Below are 17,157 nucleotides of genomic sequence, written 5' to 3'. Positions count from 1 at the left end.
GTGGACGCCGGACAGGCCGGAGCCACGGGTCGGTGCCGGGCAGTCACCCTGCCCCGGTGGCCGTGAACTGCGGGAGGGGCCGGGCATGGCGGACGGCGATGAGCGGGTCGGTGCCTTCTGGCGGGAGCTGGGGCTGCCGGGACTGATCGATGTGCACACGCACTTCATGCCTGAGCGGGTGATGGCGAAGGTCTGGGCGTACTTCGACGCCGCGGGGCCGCTGGTCGGCCGGCCGTGGCCGATCAGCTACCGCCTCGAGGAGGACGAGCGGCTGGCGGTGCTGCGCGGGTTCGGCGTGCGGGCCTTCACCTCGATGATCTATCCGCACAAGCCCGGCATGGCGCGGTGGCTGAACAGCTGGGCGGCGGACTTCGCGGCCAGGACACCGGACTGTCTGCGGACGGCGACCTTCTTCCCCGAGGACGGCGCGGCGGAGTACGTACGGGCCGAACTCGCCGACGGGGCACGGATTTTCAAGGCCCATGTGCAGGTCGGCGGATATGACCCCTGCGATGCGCTGCTCGACCCGGTGTGGGGCGCCCTGGCGGAGGCGGGGACGCCCGTCGTCATCCACTGCGGGTCGGGGCCGGTGCCGGGCAAGCACACCGGCCCCGAGCCGGTCGGACGGCTGCTGGCCCGCCACCCCCGGCTGCGCCTGGTCATCGCGCACCTGGGCATGCCCGAGTACACCGATTTCCTGGACCTGGCGCAGCGCTACCCGGGTGTGCACCTCGACACGACGATGGCGTTCACCGACTTCGCCGAGCGGACGGCGCCGTTCCCGCGTGCCGAACGCGCCCGCCTCGCGGAACTCGGCGACCGGGTGCTGTTCGGCAGCGACTTCCCCAACATCCCCTACGGGTACGCCCACGCGCTGGAGGCGCTGCTCCGGCTGGAGTTGGGCGAGGACTGGCTGCGGGGGGTCTGTTACGGGAACGGGGCGCGGCTGTTCGGGATCTGAGGGTTGTGGGGGTGTGGGGGCTGTGGGGGTTGTGGCTTCTGTGGGCCCTGTGAGGTCCTGTGGGTGCTGAGGGGGTTGTTGGGTGGCTGGGCGGGGCGGGTGAGTGTTCGTCGGCCCCGTCGGCCCCGTCGGCCCCGTCGGCCCCGTCGGCCCCGTCGGCCCCGTGCCCCGTCTGCCCTGTGCCCCGTTTGTCTGGCTGTCCCGGCGGTCCCGTCTGCCCGGTCGGGTTGGGCGGTCCGGATCACGCGGTCCGGGATGGCCGGGGTGTGGCGGTGGTGGCTGTGGCGGCAGTGGTGGCGGCTGCCGTCAGGTGGGACATGGCGGTCCGGAGGTCGGCGAGGGTCGCCTCGTCCTTGACCCGGTCCGTCGCGGGGTCGATCAACGGGCCGACGGCGGGGATCTCACGGCAGGCCGCGGTGATGACCTCGGCCGTCATCATCCGCAAGGTCTCACGGAGTTGGGCGTTGGCATGGTCGCCGCCGGTGGGGAACGGCGAGGCGGTGATCACCGCGACCGGTTTGTGGACGCATTCGCCGCTGCTGACCAGCCAGTCGAGGGCGTTCTTCAGGACTCCGGGGACGCCGTGCGCGTACTCCGGGCTGACGACGAGGACGGCGTCCGCGGCGCCGACGGCGGCACGGAGCACGGCCACGGGGGCGGGCGGCGTGGCGTCCTCGCCGTCCAGGTCCGGGTTGAAGTGCGGGAGGGCGCCGATGTCCGCGGTGGTGGTGGCGCCGTCGAAGAAGTCGAGGGCGGAGCGCAGTACAGCGCTGTTGGAGGAGCGGGCGCGCAGGCTGCCGGAGAGGGCGAGGAGCTTCATGCCGTGACGGTACGACGGTGACGGCAGTCGTGTGGCGAGAAGGCCGAGAGTGACGGCAATTACCCTCTCGGGGCTCGTAGTTGCTGGTCAGAGCGATTGTCAGTGGTGGGTGTCATCCTGAGGTTGTGCTGATCGGGCTGGACCGCGCGGGGGGCGGCCCAGACCGGTTGCACGGGCGACCCGTCCGCATGCGCGCGGGCTCGGGCCGGTTGCGCAGCCGGCCCGAGCGGGTGGGATGGGGTGCTCGGGCTGGTGCTGACGGGACTGGTGGGTGGGGCTGCCGTGACGGGCCTGCCGGGGCGGCCGGGCCTGCCTGCTGGGCCCGCCGGGGCGGGGGGTTCCGGTCGGTTGCAGGGGCGCGGGTTGTACGTGCGCGGTGGTGCTGGGTGCTGGGTTCGGGGTGCGGGAGTGGGGTGGGGTGGGCGCGGGGGGAGAGGGGGAGGGGGAGCCCCCCCGGGCGCCCAGCCCACCCACCGCGGTTTCTCAGGAGATTCACAGAAAGCCGCAAGGGTGCTCTCACGGGGGCTGGTCACGCTCAAGGGCATGACCGCCACCCCGTCGTTCCCCGTGTCGTCCGCCGTCCCGTCCCCCGCGGCGTCCTCGGCTTCCTCGGCGTCCACCGGTTCTTTGGCCCCGGCCCTGCCCTTGGCTCCCGCAGCGCCCAGGCCCGCGAGGGCTGCGGGCGGCCGCTCGGCTGCCTCCCGGACCGCCGCCGGGAACGGTACGGCGGCGCGGGCGCCCGGGAAGCAGCCGGAGCTGCTGCGGGCCGACGGCAGCCCGGTGCGGGTGCTGGTCGTGGACGACGAGTCCTCGCTCGCCGACCTGCTGTCGCTCGCCCTGCGTTACGAAGGCTGGGACATCCGGGCGGAGGGCGACGGTGCGGGCGCGCTGCGCGTGGCCCGCAGCTGGCGGCCGGATGCCGTACTGCTCGATGTGATGCTGCCGGACATGGACGGGCTGACGGTCCTCGGGCGGCTGCGCCGCGAGCTGCCCGACGTCCCGGTGCTGTTCCTGACCGCGAAGGACGCCGTGGAGGACCGCATCGCCGGGCTGACGGCGGGCGGCGACGACTACGTCACCAAGCCGTTCAGCCTGGAAGAGGTGGTGGCCCGGCTGCGTGGGCTGCTCCGTCGGGCGGGCGCGGCCGCCGCGCGCAGCGAGTCGCTGCTCACGGTGGGCGATCTGGCGCTCGACGAGGACAGCCACGAGGTGTGGCGGGACGGCCAGGAGATCCATCTGACGGCCACCGAATTCGAGCTGCTGCGGTACCTGATGCGCAATCCGCGCCGGGTGCTGAGCAAGACTCAGATCCTCGACCGTGTGTGGAGCTACGACTTCGGCGGCCAGGCCAATGTCGTGGAGCTGTACATCTCGTATCTGCGGCGGAAGATCGACGCGGGGCGTGCCCCGATGATCCACACCCGGCGGGGCGCGGGCTATCTGATCAAGCCGGGTGGGTAACGAGCCGATGGTCCCCCCGGTCACCACCACCCCGCCCGACCCCTCCACCCCTGGTGCCCCCTCCGGCCCCTCCGTCCCGTCCGCCTCGACCGCCGAGTCCGCCCCTTTCCCCCTGCCCGCGCCCGCACCGGCGCCCAGTGGCCCCACCCGCCGCCGCTGGTCCCTGCGCACGCGGCTGGCCGTTTCGGCGGTCGTGCTGATCGCCGTCGTCGGGGCCGTCATCGGTACGGTCACCACCATCGCGCTGCACTCCTACCTCCAGGGCCAGTTGGACACCAAGGTGCGGGATTCGGTCGTCCGCGCCCAGGGCCCCAGGCCGCACGACCCGCTGCATTCCTCAAGCCTCGATTTCGTCGCCATGGGCGGCCAGCCCCTCGGGACGGTCGGCGCGCGGGTCACGCCCGACGGCACGATCGAGGACGGCGCCAAGAGCAACCGCTCCGCCAGCCGCCTGCCCACGGAGCGCATGGAAGCGCTGACCGCGGGGCAGGCAGCGGCGCTCAACGCCGTGCCGCGGGACGGCTCCCCGCACACCACCGAGCTGCCCGGGCTGGGCGACTACCGCGTGGAGTCCTCCGAAGACGGCACCCTCGTGGTCGGCATGCCGCTCGGCGACGTCCAGCAGACCGTCGGCAGGCTGGTCGCCGTCGAGGCATTTGTGACGGTCGCGGGGCTGGTCGCGGCCGGGATCGCGGGCGCCGCCATGGTCGGCATCGCCCTGCGGCCGCTGCGCCGGGTCGCCGCCACCGCCACCCGGGTATCGGAACTCCCCCTGCACCAAGGGGAGGTGGCGCTACACGTCCGGGTGCCGGCGTCCGAGGCGGACGCACGGACGGAGGTCGGGCAGGTCGGTGCCGCGCTCAACAGGATGCTGGGGCACGTCGGTTCGGCTCTTTCCGCACGTCAGGAGAGCGAGATGCGGGTGCGGCGCTTCGTCGCCGATGCCAGCCACGAGCTGCGCACACCGCTCGCGTCCATCCGGGGCTACGCCGAGCTGACCCGGCGCGGGAGGGAGCAGCCCGGTCCGGAGACCCGTCATGCCCTGGGGCGTATCGAGTCCGAGGCAGAGCGGATGACGGGGCTGGTGGAAGACCTGCTGCTGCTGGCCCGGCTCGACTCCGGGCGTCCGCTCGCGTATGAGAGCACTGATCTCTCGGCGCTGGTCGTGGACGCCGTCAGCGACGCGCGGGCGGCCGGTCCCGGTCACGGGTGGCGGCTGGAACTGCCGGAGGACCCCGTGCTGGTGCACGGCGACGGTAGCCGGCTCCAGCAGATCCTGGTGAACCTGTTGGCCAACGCCCGTACACACACGGCGGAGGGGACAACCGTCACCGCGCGGCTGTGTGGCGCGGGCGGTGGACCCACCGTCCGCCTGGAGGTGGCGGACGACGGGCCCGGCATTCCGGCCGCCCTCCTGCCGCACGTCTTCGAGCGGTTCGCGCGCGGCGACGCCTCCCGCTCGCGGGCCGCGGGCAGCACCGGGCTGGGTCTTGCCATCGTGCAGGCGGTGGTCGCCGCGCACGGCGGTACGGTCACCGTCGACAGCGTGCCCGGCCGGACGGTCTTCGCGGTCACCCTTCCGGCGGCCCACGCCGCTGTGCGTCCGGTCGCCGCGGCCGCTCTGAAATAACTCACAGCCCGGCCACAGGCTCAGCACACCGACGTGACAGCGGGGTTGGCGAGTGTCGTCGCATGACGACGACACAGCCGGCCCGCACACCACTGGGCTCCCTGCCGCCACGCGAGCATCTGCGCCTCGGTCAGATCGAGACGGTGCTCGATGTCGTGATCCCCGTCTACAACGAGGAGACCGACCTCGAACCCTGCGTGCGACGGCTTCACGAACACCTCACCCGCACCTTCCCCTACGGCTTCCGGATCACCATCGCCGACAACGCGAGCACCGACCGCACTCCCGAGGTCTCCGCCCTGCTCGACGACGCGATCGACGAGGTCACGGCGGTGCGGCTGGAGCAGAAGGGGCGCGGGCGCGCTCTGCGTACCGTGTGGACGCTCTCCGATGCGCCGGTGCTGGCCTATATGGATGTCGATCTGTCGACCGACCTCAACGCCCTGCTGCCGCTGGTCGCGCCGCTGATCTCCGGGCACTCCGATCTGGCGATCGGCTCGCGGCTGGCGCGCAGCTCGCGGGTGGTGCGCGGCCCCAAGCGGGAGTTCATCTCGCGGACGTACAACCTCATCCTGCGCGGTTCGCTCGCCGCCCGGTTCTCCGACGCGCAGTGCGGTTTCAAGGCGGTGCGCGGGGATGTCGCCGAGCGGCTGCTGCCGATGGTGGAGGACACCGGCTGGTTCTTCGACACCGAGATGCTGGTGCTCGCGGAGCGGGCCGGGCTGCGGATCCACGAGGTGCCCGTCGACTGGGTCGATGACCCCAACAGCACCGTGCACCTCGTGCGGACGGCGACCGATGACCTCAAGGGCGTGTGGCGGGTGGGGCGGGCGCTGGCGACCGGCGGGCTGCCGCTGGACCGGCTCGCCCGGCCCTTCGGCGACGATCCGCGCGACCGCGACGTACCGGGTGTGCCGGGGGGCCTGGCCCGTCAGCTCGTCGGGTTCTGTGTCGTCGGTGCGCTCAGCACCCTGCTCTACCTCGGTCTGTACTCCCTCTTCCGCCTCGGCGTGGGACCGCAGGGCGCCAACGCGGCCGCGCTGCTGGTGTCGGCGGTCGGCAACACGGCCGCCAACCGCCGGCTGACCTTCGGTGTGCGGGGCCGGGACCGTGCGGTCCGCCACCAGGCCCAGGGGCTGGTGGTCTTCGCCATCGGACTGGCCCTGACCAGCGGTTCGCTCGCCGCGCTCGACGCCGCCACCGGCCACCCCTCGCACGGCACCGAACTCGCCGTGCTGGTGGCCGCCAACCTCGCGGCGACGGTGCTGCGGTTCCTGCTCTTCCGTGCCTGGGTCTTTCCCGACTCCGCCCCCGACTCCGCCCCCGAGCGCCGTGACGAGCTGAACCCGCTGAACCCGCCGTACGCGCAGTCCGACCTGAACGACCTGAACGACCTCACCAGGAGCACCCGATGACCCCGCCCCAGGCCGGCACACCGGCCCAGCCGTCCTTTCCACCGCACAACCCGGTGAGAACGCTCAGGCCCGTCGCCGGCGACGGTACCGCCGCGCCGGAACCCGCCGCTCCGGCCGCCTCGCCCGAGCCCTCGGCCCTGCCCGTACTCCGCTACGAGCCCCGACCGGGACCGCGCGGGCTGCCCGAGCGGATCGTGCGCGGGCGGCCGGAGGACCCGCGCTGGGCGCGCCCCGCCCTGCTGGCACTGCTGGTGGTCACGGCCGCGCTCTACCTGTGGGACCTCGCGGCGTCCGGCTACGCCAACCAGTTCTACTCGGCCGCCGTCCAGGCCGGCAGTGAGAGCTGGAAGGCGTTCTTCTTCGGGTCCTCCGACGCGGCCAACGCCATCACCGTCGACAAGCCGCCGGCCGCGCTGTGGCCGATGGCCCTGTCCGTGCGGCTCTTCGGGCTGAGTTCGTGGGCGGTCCTCGTGCCCGAGGCCCTGATGGGTGTCGCGACGGTCGGGGTGCTCTACTCGGCCGTACGGCGCCGGTTCGGCGCCGGGGCGGGGCTGCTGGCGGGTGCGGCGCTGGCGCTGACCCCGGTGGCGGCCCTGATGTTCCGCTTCAACAATCCCGACGCGTTGCTGTGCCTGCTGATGGTCGGTGCGATTGCCGCCGTACTGCGTGCGCTGGAGGACGGGCGGACGAAGTGGCTGCTGATCGCCGGCCTCTGCTTCGGCCTCGGCTTTCTGACCAAGACGCTCCAGGCGTGGCTGATCCTGCCGCCGTTGGCCCTGGTGTATCTGTGCTGTGCGCCGGTCGCGCTGCGCCGCAGGTTCGGTCAGGTGCTGCTGGCCGGTCTCGCGGTCGTGGTGTCCGGCGGCTGGTGGGTGGCGATCGTCGAGCTGTGGCCGGCGTCCTCGCGCCCGTACATCGGCGGTTCGCAGAACAACAGCTTCCTTGAACTGACCTTCGGCTACAACGGCTTCGGCCGGATCACCGGCAACGAGACCGGCAGTGTCGGTGGCGGAGGCGGCGGCCGGGGTGGCGGTGGCGGTGGCGGTGGCTGGGGTGAGACCGGCATCACCCGGCTGTTCTCCTCCGACATGGGCGGCCAGATTTCGTGGCTGCTGCCTGCCGCGCTGATCCTGCTGGTCGCCGCTGTGTGGGTACTGCGGCGGGCCCGGCGCGCCGTGGATGCCGAACGGGCCGGTCAGCGGGCGGAGTTCCTGGTCTGGGGCGGGGCGCTGCTGATGACCTTTGTGACCTTCAGCTTCATGTCCGGGATCTTCCATCAGTACTACAACATCGCGCTGGCGCCCTACATCGCGGCGCTGGTCGGAATGGGGGCGACGCTCCTGTGGCGGAGCGGGGGGCGGTTCGCCTCGGTCGTCCTCGCGGTGGCGGTCGCGGCGACGGCCGGCTGGTCGTACGTCCTGTTGAACCGCTCGCCGGACTGGCTGCCGTGGCTGCGCTGGACGGTGTTGGCCCTCGGCACACTGGCGGTGCTGGGGATGCTGCTGGGGGCGCGGGCGGGTCGCCGGGTCGCGCTGCTGGCGGCCGGGCTCGGGGTGGCCACCGCGCTGGCCGGCCCGGTGGCGTACACGCTGACCACGGTCGACACCCCCAAGAGCGGCTCGATCATCACGGCCGGTCCTTCGGTGCAGGGCGGTCGCGGCGGTCCGGGCGGCGGTGGCTTCCCCGGGGGCGGCCGGCCCGGGGGCGGCGCGATGCCGGGCGGCCCGGGCGCCGGTCAGGCCCCGGGCGGCCAGGCCGCACCCGGGCAGGGCCAGATGCAGGGCCAGAATCAGAGTCAGAAGCAGGGCCAGGCCCCGGGCCAGGCGCAGGGCCGGAATCAGGGGCAGTTCCCGGCGCCGGGGACCGGTCAGGGGCAGGGCCGGACCGGCAAGCAGGGATTCCCCGGCGGGACGGCCGGTTCCGCCGAGCGCGGCGGCCGGATGGGCGGCGGCGGTATGGGCGGCCTGCTCAACGGCAGCAAGGTCGGCGACAAGGCGAAGGCGCTGCTGGAGAAGGACGCGGACGACTACACCTGGGCCGCCGCCGCCATCGGCTCCCAGAACGCCGCGAGCTACCAACTCGCCACGGAGAAGCCGGTGATGGCGATCGGCGGCTTCAACGGCAGCGATCCGTCGCCGACCCTGGCGCAGTTCAAGAGTTACGTGGCGGACGGCAAGGTCCACTACTTCATCGCCGGTCAGCAGGGCGGTCCCGGCGGCGGCCAGGGCAGCTCTTCGAAGATCACGTCCTGGATCGAGAAGACCTTCAAGAAGGTCACCGTCGGCAGCGCGACCTTCTACGACCTGACACGGAGGGTCTGACGGCGGCAGGGCCGGCCGGTCCGGCCGCTCGGCCCGGCCCGTCCGGTTCGCCCGGTCCTGCTCGCGAAGCCCCGGCTCGCGACGGCCCGGTCCGCGATGCCCGGCCCGGCCGGAATGCAATGTACGGCGTATAACGCTCCCTGTACGGTGTAAGCCTCGCCGCTCGCACCGCACAGGGAGCCCGTATGTCCCCCGTGGCCTCCGACGCCACCGCCACCGCCACCCTCGGCCCGCCCGGCCGGCCCGCCACCCGCTGGCTGATCCTGGCGGTCATCTGCGTCGCCCAGCTCACCGTCGTCCTCGACAACACCGTGCTGAACGTCGCCGTCCCCTCCCTCACCGAGGAGATGGGCGCGACCACCGCCGACGTCCAGTGGATGATCAACGCCTACTCGCTGGTGCAGTCCGGTCTGCTGCTCACCGCGGGCAACGCCGCCGACCGGTACGGCCGCAGGAAGATGCTCGCCGTCGGCCTGGTGCTCTTCGGCATCGCCTCGCTCGGCGCCACCCTCGCCCAGTCGCCCGGCCAGCTGATCGCCGCCCGCGCCGGCATGGGCGTCGGCGGCGCGCTCCTGGTGACCACCACGCTCGCCGTCGTCATGCAGATCTTCGACGACGCGGAGCGGCCCAAGGCCATCGGCATCTGGAGCTCCGTCAACTCGCTGGGCTTCGCCGCGGGGCCGCTGATCGGCGGCGCGCTGCTCGACCACTTCTGGTGGGGTTCGCTGTTCCTGATCAACCTGCCGGTCGCGCTGGTCGCGCTGGTGGCCGTGGTCACGCTCGTACCGGAGTCCAAGAACCCCCTCGGCGAGCGCCCCGATCCGCTCGGCGCGCTGCTGTCCATGATCGGCATGGTCGGGGTGGTCTTCGCGATCATCTCCGGCCCGGTGTCCGGTTGGCTGTCCGGGCGGGTGCTGATCTCCGCGGCCGTCGGCCTCGTCGGCCTGGCCGTCTTCGCGCTCTGGGAGCTGCGGATCGAGCACCCGATGCTGGACATGCACTTCTTCCGCAACCGCCGCTTCATCGGGGCCGTCTCCGGCGGCATCCTCGTCGCCTTCGGGATGGGCGGCTCGATGTTCCTGCTGACCCAGCATCTGCAACTAGTCCTCGGCTACGGGCCGTTGGACGCGGGACTGCGGATGGCTCCGCTCGCCGTCACCGTGATCCTGGTCAACTTCACCGGGCTCGGCGCCCGCCTGACGCCCCGGCTCGGCACCCCCGGGATGATCGTCTCCGGCATGACGCTGCTCGCCGCAGGTCTGGCCGCCATCTCCACCCTCGGCGGCGCGAGCTACGGCGGCATGCTGGCCGGGCTGATCGTGATGGGCGTCGGCGTCGCCTTCGCCATGCCGACGATGGCGAACGCCATCATGTCCGCGATCCCGCCCGCCAAGGCCGGTGTGGGCGCCGGAGTGAACGGCACGCTGATGGAATTCGGCCAAGGTCTGGGCGTGGCCGTCCTCGGCGCGGTCCTCAACTCGCGCTTCGTGGCGCTGCTTCCGGCCGTCGCCGCGGGCGCCGGGTCGCTGCCCGCCGCGCTCGCCGAAGTCCGCAGCGACGCGGACCGCACCGCCGTCCACGACGCCTTCGCGGCGGGCATCGGCACCAGCCAGCTGGTCGGTGCCGCCGCGGTGTTCGCCGGCGGGCTGCTCGCCGCGGTGATGCTGCGCCGGGCGGAACGAACCGGCCAGGGGGGCCGGACGGCAGCCGGATCGGAACCCGCCGTCGCGACGGCGGAATAGCATCGACGGTGAGTGATCCGTACGACCTGTACGGCGCGAACGGCAAGGCAGCGAAAGGGAGGGGCGCCATGGCAGCGACGGACGGCGGTGCCGGGAAGCGGCCGCACAGCGTCTGGCTGACCGAGCGCCCCCCGCTCACCCGGAAGGCGGGTCAGCCGGCCGGTCTGGACCTCGACAAGATCGTCGCGGCGACGGTCCGGCTGCTGGACTCCGAGGGCCTGGCGAAGTTCTCGATGCGCCGGCTCGCCGCCGAACTCGGCGTCACGGCCATGTCGGTCTACTGGTACGTCGACACCAAGGACGACCTGCTGGAGCTGGCCATGGACGCGGTGGCCGGCGAGATGACCCTGCCGGACGAGTCGCAGGCCGACGCCGACTGGCGCGACCAGCTCCGTGTCCTCGCCACCGGCTACCGCGACATGCTGCTGCGCCATCCCTGGGCGGCGCGGCTGCTGGGGGAGTTCCTCAACGTCGGCCCGCGCTCGACGGCCTTCTCCAACGCCACCCTGCGGGTGATGGCCCGCAGCGGTCTGGGCGTGGAGCGGACGTCCGGCGCGCTGGCGTCCGTCTTCCACTTCGTCTACGGCTTCTCGACGATCCGGGCGCTGCACGAGGCGCGCTGCCGGGCCGCCGGGGTCGCGCTGGACGACTACTTCGAGCTGGTCGTCGCCGCGATCGCGGACCGTCCGGAGTTCGCCGAGACGATGGAGCTGTCCACCAGGGCCGCGTACGCCCGCGAGGGCCGCAGCGCCCTCGACATGCTGGACCGGGACTTCGCGTTCGCGCTCGATCTGCAGATCGCGGGGATCGAGGCGATGCGGGACCGACCCGGGATCGGTGACTGACAGATCACGGGATCGGTGACTGACGCATAGGGAGCGGTGGCGGGACCGCCGTCCGCACCACCGCTCCCGCCCGGCCGGCCGCTCATGCTGGCCGGGCCCGGGGACCGCTCCATGATCCCCGGGGGCCTCAGCCGGTCGGCAGGCTTTCGCCCTGCACCGCCTGGATGTCCAGCTCCACCTTCAGGGTCGTGCCGATCGCGGCGATACCGGCCGCCACGACCTGGTTGTAGTTCATCTTGAAGTCCTCGCGGCGCAGCTCCGCGGTGGCACGGAACGCCGCGCGCACCCCGCCCCACGGGTCGGGACCGGTGCCGAGGTAGCTCAGGCCGAGGTCGACGGGCCGTACGACACCGTGCAGGGACAGCTCGCCGTGCACCGTCCAGCGGTCCGGTCCGGCCGGCTCCAGGCCGCTGCTGCGGTAGCTGATCTGCGGGTACTGCTCCACGTTCAGGAAGTCCTCCGAGCGCAGGTGCCCGTCGCGCATCCCGTTGCCGGTGTCGACGGTCGCGGCGTCGATGACCGCCTCGACGGTGGACTTCTCCAGGTCCTCGGCGATCTCGATCCGGCCGCTGAACCCGGTGAACCGGCCGTGCACGCTGGAGATGCCCAGATGCTGGGCGACCGCGGCCACCGTCGAGTGCATCGGGTCGATCGTCCACGCCCCGGGCGGCGGCAGTTCCGCGCCGCCCTGCCGCGCCAGCACCACCGTGCCGACGTCCATCCGGCCGCTCGCCGTCACGATCGCGGTGGAGGCGGCCGGGGCGTAGCCGACGGCCGTCACGATGACCGTGTACGGGCCCGCGGGCAGCGGCTGCGCATTGCGGACGGCGCCTTCCTCGTCGGCTGCCTCGCGCAGCACCTGCGCGCCCGTCATGTCGGTGACGGTCAGTACGGCGTGCTGGACCGCCCAGCCGTCCCGTGTGCGGACCTGCGCTCGTAGTCCCGCAGCTCCCGCGCCCGTCGAAGTCATTACCTCTCCCGTTGTTGCCTGATGGGGTCCCCTGCTCAAGTGCATTCGAGAGCGTGGGGAATGTCGGGCTCCGGACGGCGGTGTGCAGGCCGTCCCCTGCCTGTGCGCACAGCCGCCGCCGGAGCCCTGGGGTCCGGGCCGGGGCGCGTCTCCGCTCAACGCGCGCCCCGGCCCGGGGTATCGCATCCCCGGGTGGTGCACCCGGGGGCCGGGTCAGTCCCCGGGGTGGGCGAGCTCGACGTCGTAGCCGTCGACCCCGCGTGCGTCGACCGCAAGGCCGCTGGCGACCGGCGGGTAGCCGCTCGCGATGACCGTGTAGTCGCCGGCGTCGAGGTCGGTGAAGGCGTACGCGCCGTCCGCACCGGTGGTCGAGGTGGCCACGACGTTGCCCGCCGCGTCCACCAGCGTCACCCGGGCGTCGGGCAGCGGGCGGCGGGCTCCGCTCGGGCTGCCCGCCCGCACGATGCCCTGCACGCGCGCGCCGGACAGCAGCTCGACCTCGATCCGGGTCGTGCCCTGGCCGCCGACCTCGACCGGCAGTGCGGTCGGCCGGTAGTTCGCGGCGTTCACCGCGACGGTGAAGGTCCCGGTGGTCAGCTCGTCGAAGGTGAAGTGGCCCTGCTCGCCGGTCTTTCCGGTGGCGATGACCTCGCCGCGGACGTCGGTGACGACGACCATCGCGCCGTCCACCGGCTCGCCGGTGACCGCGCTGCGGACCTGGCCGCCGAAGCCGCTGGTGCCGCTGAGCAGGATGTCGTAGCCGTACGGCTCGTCGCCGACGACGACGGTGGATGCCTGCGGCTGGTGGCCGTCGGCCGCCGCGATCAGCACGTACGAGCCGGCGCCGGGGGCGTTCAGCACGTACGAGCCGTTGGCCTGGGCGACCGCGCGGCCCAGCTGACGCCCGCCGAGCGAGATCAGCGTGACCGCCGAGCGCGGTACGGGGTTGCCCTCCGCGTTGCGCACGAAGCCGTGGATCGCGGAGCCGGCCGGGGTGGTGTCACCGCCGGCGGACGCGAACGCCGCCAAGGGCTGGGTGGCCGCCGCGGTGGCGGGCTGCGCCCAGGACGGCGTGTGGCCGTCGCTGTCGGAGGGGTCGGAGCCGACCGACGGGGCACCCACCAGGGCGGGCTCCCGCTCCTCGGCCTGCGCCGCCGCGGCCGAAGCCGGCGCCGCGGTCGGGGCGCCCGCGTTCTCCTCGCCGGACGCGCTCTGGGCCAGTCCGCCGCGGGTCTTCAACGCGACCTCCTTGATGAACAGCGTGAAGAGGAAGGCGAGCAGCGCGCAGGGCGCCGCGTAGAGGAAGACGTCGGCGACGCCGTGCCCGTAGGCGCTCTCCATGACCGTGCGGATCGGGGCCGGGAGGGAGTCCAGGTCCGGGATACCGCCGCCGCCGCTGCCGGCCTTGGCGGCCGCCTGCGCGCCCTTGGGGCCGAGTTCGGTCAGGCCGTCCTTGACGTAGTGGGTGACGCGGTTGGCGAGCACCGCACCGAGCGCCGAGACGCCCACCGCACCACCGAGGGAGCGGAAGAAGGTGACGACGGACGAGGCGGAGCCGAGGTCCTCGGGAGCGACCTGGTTCTGCGTGCAGAGCACCAGGTTCTGCATCATCATGCCGATGCCCAGGCCCATCAGGGCCATGAAGATCGCGATGTGCCAGTACTCGGTGTCGTAGCGGATGGTGCCCAGCAGGCCGAGGCCCGCGGTTACCAGCACGCCACCGGCGACCAGCCAGGCCTTCCACTTGCCGGTCTTGGTGATGACCTGGCCGGAGACCGTCGAGGAGATGAACAGGCCACCGATCATCGGGATCGTCATGACACCGGACATCGTCGGCGACTTGTCGCGCGCCAGCTGGAAGTACTGGCTGAAGAAGACGGTGCCGGAGAACATTGCGATGCCGACGAACAGCGAGGCCAGCGACGCCAGGGTGATCGTCTTGTTGCGGAACAGCCGCAACGGGATGATCGGCTCCTTGGCCTTGGACTCGACGAAGACGAAGATCGCGCCGAGCACGACCGCGCCGCCGACCATCGCGGCGGTCTGCCACGACATCCAGTCGTACTTGTCACCGGCCAGGGTCACCCACACCAGCAGCAGCGAGACCGCCGCGCTGATGAAGAAGGCGCCCGCCCAGTCGACCTTGACGCCCTCACGCTTGACGACGGGCAGCTTCAGGGTCTTCTGCAGCACGATCAGCGCGATGATCGCGAACGGCACACCGACGTAGAAGCACCAGCGCCAGCCGAGCCAGTCGGTGTCGGTGATGACGCCGCCGAGCAGCGGGCCGCCGACGGTGGCGACGGCGAAGGTGGCACCGAGGTAGCCGCTGTAGCGCCCGCGCTCACGCGGCGAGATCATCGCGGCCATCACGATCTGGGCCAGGGCGGACAGACCGCCCACGCCTATGCCCTGCACCACACGGCACGCGATCAGCATGCCGGTGTTCTGCGAGAGACCGGCCACCACCGAGCCCGCGACGTAGATCACCAGGGAGACCTGGACCAGCAGCTTCTTGCTGAACAGGTCCGAGAGCTTGCCCCACAGCGGGGTGGTCGCGGTCATCGCCAGCAGCGAGGCCGTCACGACCCAGGTGTAGGCGCTCTGGCCGCCGTCGAGGTCGTGAATGATCTCGGGCAGCGCGTTGGAGACGATCGTCGACGAGAGGATGGCGACGAACATGCCGAGCAGCAGCCCGGACAGCGCCTCCATGATCTGACGGTGCGTCATGGGCGCCCCGTTGGAGGCGTCTGAGCCGCCTCCATGCTTGGCGTGGCCGCCCCGCACACCGGCTGGTGTGGTCGTAGCCATGTAGTTCCTTTTCATCCTGCGGGTGTACGGGTGGTGGAGTCGTGGTGCGCCCGGGTGCGGCAGTCGCCGAAGCTCGTGCGGAGCCTGGCGAGCAGCTCGACGAGGTGTCCGACGTCGGCGTCGGACCAGTCGTCCAGGTACCGGGCGAGCGATTGGGCGTAACGCTCGGAGAGCTCCGTCAGGAGTTCCTTGCCGCTCGGGGTCAGGCGCAGCAGCCGCGACCGCTTGTCCGCCGGATCCGGCTCGCGCGCGATCCAGCCGCGGTCGGCGACATGGGCGACGTGCCGGCTGGTCACCGACATGTCGATGGCCAGCAGCTCGGCGAGCTGGCTCATCCGCATCTCGCCGTGCCGGTCGAGAAGGGTGAGCACACCTGCCGAGGCGGGCGGGCAGTCCTGGGGAAGGAGTCGGCCCATTTCACGCTTGACGGCGCCGATGGCACTGAGTTGCCTGGCCAGCTCTTCGTATTGACTTCGAGCGGCCATGAGCTCCTCCACGCATCTTTTGTTGCTTAGGGCAACCATAGGCAAGTTGGTTGCTGAAGGCAAACTGTTTCCGGCCTCTCGGGGTAAAGGGAGCGAAAAGTCTGCGCCTGGTGGTGGTCAAAAGCCGCGCGGCGCCACGTAAAGGTGCAGGTCAGAGGCGCGCGAAGCGGGACGGGGTGCGATCCGTGGGCGCGGCGTGTCGGCCACGTGTCCGAGCGGTGCACGGTGCGCGCCCCAGGGGTGCCCCTGAGGGCCTGGTTCGCTAGGGTCCTTCCCCATGGCGACCAACCCGCAGAACCAGCCCGAAGGCACCTACGATCCGGCGGGCAGCACCCAGATGTTCCGCGCCTTCGTGGACGAGGGCGGGGCTCCGCAAGCGGGCAGCCGCGCCGCGGCCCCGCAGCAGGCGCAGGGCGGTCCGCGCGTGGGCCTCATCGTCGGCGTGATCGTCGCGATCGTGGTCGTGGCCGGAGCCGCCTGGCTGGCGCTGTCGTAACGCCGCGGCGGGCTTGCGAACGGGCCCGCCGTCAACGCGTCCTCCCCCGTACCGACAGGGCCCGGTGAGACCGCTCACCGGGCCCTGATTGCTCCCCACGGCGTCCCCGCGCCCACCGCGGTCCGCCGCGCGTCAGCCGCTCCGCACCCTCAGCCGATCCGCATCCCGCGGCTCTCGGCCACCCGCAAGGCGTCCCGCAACGCCTCACGCAACCTGTGGACACAGAAGCGCAGTTCGTCGGCGGTGGCCGCCCGGTCCGTGGCGACCAGGTCGGCGGCGTGCCCGAGCAGCTCCGCCCCGGTTTCGAGCTGTACTTCTTCCAGGTGGTCCGCCAGCCGCGACACATAGCCGCCGTCGTCGTCACCGGACACGTAGCACCGCTGCCCATCCGGCCCCGCCCACGGGAGCAGCCGCATTCCGTCGCTCATGAGGCCACCGCCATCTCGCACAGGAACGCGCACTCGCGCCGGGCCTCGCTGTGCTCGTGGGCGAGGAGGTAGGGGCGGACGAGGCGGGAGGCGTCGCCGTCCAGGGGGGATTCGGGGCGGGCGCGGCCGGCCGGTCGCGCAAGCCGACCCGGCCGACTGGCCCGACGCGGGTGGGCTGCCGGTGGCGTGGTCCTTCCCCTTAATCGGGCGATGAGGCTGCGCATAGGGTTCTGCATGTCGACGCTCCTTGGGCGGCGTTGGCCATGCCCCGGGGGTGTTGGCGCACCCGCCGGGGTCTTTGCCGGCCCACCCTAGGCTTTCCTGTTAGCACCTGTCTATAGCTATCGACGTCTATGCCTTGCTAATTACCCGTGCGTACAGTTCCGTTCGTGATGGAGTTCGATCCGACGTTGCCTAAATGGACGCAGATTGCCGAAGTGATCCGAACTCGGATCAAGGACGGCACCTATCCGCCCCACCACCTGATCTCCGAGGTGCGCATGGAGCAGGAGTTCGGCGTCGCGCGCGTGACCATCCGTAAGGTCACTGCGGCTCTCCGCGAGGAAGGGCTGATCGTCACCACCCCGGGAATGGGATCGTTCGTGGCGCCGCGCCGACCGCAGGAGCCGAACGGCACCGCTTAGGCCCGTCGTTCAGGGGCGCAGGGGTCGGGCCACCCTGAGCGGGAGAACGCCGGCGCCGGGTCGCGAAGCCGCGCCCGGCGCACAGGTGAAGCAGTGGCGGTGGGATCAGGGGACGCTTGGGCAGCCCC

General features: G+C 72.1%; 14 protein-coding genes. 9 read left to right on the top strand and 5 right to left on the bottom strand.

Annotated features, from left to right (window positions below):
* The first annotated feature begins 85 nt into the window (after positions 1-85).
* The gene (locus ACH4FH_RS03320) at positions 86-961 is read left to right on the top strand and encodes an amidohydrolase family protein (protein ID WP_398554036.1); all 876 of its coding nucleotides are present in this window, start codon (positions 86-88) and stop codon (positions 959-961) included.
* A gap of 241 nt (positions 962-1,202) precedes the next feature.
* On the opposite strand, the gene ACH4FH_RS03315 is transcribed toward ACH4FH_RS03320, so the two are convergent.
* Positions 1,203-1,781, bottom strand: coding sequence for an NADPH-dependent FMN reductase (locus tag ACH4FH_RS03315; RefSeq protein WP_398554035.1), 579 nt, complete (start codon positions 1,779-1,781; stop codon positions 1,203-1,205).
* A gap of 759 nt (positions 1,782-2,540) precedes the next feature.
* Between ACH4FH_RS03315 and ACH4FH_RS03310 the strand changes: the two genes are divergently transcribed.
* The 6 genes from ACH4FH_RS03310 to ACH4FH_RS03285 all read left to right on the top strand — a co-directional run bounded on the left by ACH4FH_RS03310 (position 2,541) and on the right by ACH4FH_RS03285 (position 11,195).
* Entirely contained in the window at positions 2,541-3,242 is a 702-nt protein-coding gene (locus ACH4FH_RS03310) for a response regulator transcription factor (RefSeq protein ID WP_398554388.1), read from the top strand.
* On the top strand, positions 3,235-4,872 hold the full coding sequence (locus ACH4FH_RS03305; protein ID WP_398554034.1) for a sensor histidine kinase: 1,638 nt from the start codon (positions 3,235-3,237) through the stop codon (positions 4,870-4,872). The genes ACH4FH_RS03310 and ACH4FH_RS03305 overlap by 8 nt, the downstream gene beginning before the upstream one ends.
* A gap of 62 nt (positions 4,873-4,934) precedes the next feature.
* Complete coding sequence (locus ACH4FH_RS03300) at positions 4,935-6,287, top strand: glycosyltransferase (protein WP_398554033.1); 1,353 nt, start codon at positions 4,935-4,937, stop codon at positions 6,285-6,287.
* Positions 6,284-8,608 (top strand): ArnT family glycosyltransferase, encoded by a 2,325-nt coding sequence (locus ACH4FH_RS03295; RefSeq protein WP_398554032.1) that lies wholly within the window; start codon positions 6,284-6,286, stop codon positions 8,606-8,608. The genes ACH4FH_RS03300 and ACH4FH_RS03295 overlap by 4 nt, the downstream gene beginning before the upstream one ends.
* Before the next feature lie 185 nt (positions 8,609-8,793).
* Positions 8,794-10,350: an MFS transporter gene (locus tag ACH4FH_RS03290; RefSeq protein ID WP_398554031.1), complete on the top strand. Its 1,557-nt coding sequence runs from the start codon at positions 8,794-8,796 to the stop codon at positions 10,348-10,350.
* Positions 10,351-10,418: 68 nt separating this feature from the next.
* Positions 10,419-11,195 carry a TetR/AcrR family transcriptional regulator gene (locus ACH4FH_RS03285; protein WP_398554030.1) on the top strand — a complete coding sequence of 259 codons (777 nt, stop codon included), beginning with the start codon at positions 10,419-10,421 and terminating at the stop codon, positions 11,193-11,195.
* Positions 11,196-11,322: 127 nt separating this feature from the next.
* Here the strand turns inward: ACH4FH_RS03285 and ACH4FH_RS03280 are convergent, their stop codons facing one another.
* From ACH4FH_RS03280 to ACH4FH_RS03270, 3 genes are all read right to left on the bottom strand, one after another.
* Positions 11,323-12,165, bottom strand: coding sequence for a YceI family protein (locus ACH4FH_RS03280; protein WP_398554029.1), 843 nt, complete (start codon positions 12,163-12,165; stop codon positions 11,323-11,325).
* A 213-nt stretch (positions 12,166-12,378) separates the two neighbouring features.
* Positions 12,379-14,976: an MFS transporter gene (locus ACH4FH_RS03275; RefSeq protein WP_398554028.1), complete on the bottom strand. Its 2,598-nt coding sequence runs from the start codon at positions 14,974-14,976 to the stop codon at positions 12,379-12,381.
* A gap of 11 nt (positions 14,977-14,987) precedes the next feature.
* On the bottom strand, positions 14,988-15,461 hold the full coding sequence (locus tag ACH4FH_RS03270) for a MarR family winged helix-turn-helix transcriptional regulator (protein ID WP_398554027.1): 474 nt from the start codon (positions 15,459-15,461) through the stop codon (positions 14,988-14,990).
* A 277-nt stretch (positions 15,462-15,738) separates the two neighbouring features.
* Here ACH4FH_RS03270 and ACH4FH_RS03265 point away from each other — a divergent pair, with 277 nt between their 5' ends.
* Positions 15,739-15,957 (top strand): hypothetical protein, encoded by a 219-nt coding sequence (locus ACH4FH_RS03265; protein ID WP_398554026.1) that lies wholly within the window; start codon positions 15,739-15,741, stop codon positions 15,955-15,957.
* A 149-nt stretch (positions 15,958-16,106) separates the two neighbouring features.
* On the opposite strand, the gene ACH4FH_RS03260 is transcribed toward ACH4FH_RS03265, so the two are convergent.
* Entirely contained in the window at positions 16,107-16,385 is a 279-nt protein-coding gene (locus ACH4FH_RS03260; RefSeq protein ID WP_398554025.1) for a hypothetical protein, read from the bottom strand.
* Between the two features lie 392 nt (positions 16,386-16,777).
* Here ACH4FH_RS03260 and ACH4FH_RS03255 point away from each other — a divergent pair, with 392 nt between their 5' ends.
* Positions 16,778-17,029 carry a GntR family transcriptional regulator gene (locus ACH4FH_RS03255; protein WP_398554387.1) on the top strand — a complete coding sequence of 84 codons (252 nt, stop codon included), beginning with the start codon at positions 16,778-16,780 and terminating at the stop codon, positions 17,027-17,029.
* Positions 17,030-17,157: the final 128 nt, after the last annotated feature.

The organism is Streptomyces sp. NPDC017993, assembly GCF_044328065.1.
In the GTDB taxonomy this organism is placed as follows: Bacteria; Actinomycetota; Actinomycetes; order Streptomycetales; family Streptomycetaceae; genus Streptomyces.
Note: the sequence above shows the minus strand (reverse complement) of the source record. Positions and strands in the feature narration are given on the sequence as shown.

Coding starts and splice junctions, on each gene's coding strand:
- ACH4FH_RS03320 (WP_398554036.1), top strand. CDS start 86: ATGGCGGACGGCGATGAGCGGGTCGGTGCCTTCTGGCGGGAGCTGGGG.
- ACH4FH_RS03255 (WP_398554387.1), top strand. CDS start 16,778: ATGGAGTTCGATCCGACGTTGCCTAAATGGACGCAGATTGCCGAAGTG.
- ACH4FH_RS03275 (WP_398554028.1), bottom strand. CDS start 14,976: ATGGCTACGACCACACCAGCCGGTGTGCGGGGCGGCCACGCCAAGCAT.
- ACH4FH_RS03260 (WP_398554025.1), bottom strand. CDS start 16,385: ATGAGCGACGGAATGCGGCTGCTCCCGTGGGCGGGGCCGGATGGGCAG.
- ACH4FH_RS03265 (WP_398554026.1), top strand. CDS start 15,739: ATGGCGACCAACCCGCAGAACCAGCCCGAAGGCACCTACGATCCGGCG.
- ACH4FH_RS03300 (WP_398554033.1), top strand. CDS start 4,935: ATGACGACGACACAGCCGGCCCGCACACCACTGGGCTCCCTGCCGCCA.
- ACH4FH_RS03315 (WP_398554035.1), bottom strand. CDS start 1,781: ATGAAGCTCCTCGCCCTCTCCGGCAGCCTGCGCGCCCGCTCCTCCAAC.
- ACH4FH_RS03290 (WP_398554031.1), top strand. CDS start 8,794: ATGTCCCCCGTGGCCTCCGACGCCACCGCCACCGCCACCCTCGGCCCG.
- ACH4FH_RS03270 (WP_398554027.1), bottom strand. CDS start 15,461: ATGGCCGCTCGAAGTCAATACGAAGAGCTGGCCAGGCAACTCAGTGCC.
- ACH4FH_RS03285 (WP_398554030.1), top strand. CDS start 10,419: ATGGCAGCGACGGACGGCGGTGCCGGGAAGCGGCCGCACAGCGTCTGG.
- ACH4FH_RS03280 (WP_398554029.1), bottom strand. CDS start 12,165: ATGACTTCGACGGGCGCGGGAGCTGCGGGACTACGAGCGCAGGTCCGC.
- ACH4FH_RS03295 (WP_398554032.1), top strand. CDS start 6,284: ATGACCCCGCCCCAGGCCGGCACACCGGCCCAGCCGTCCTTTCCACCG.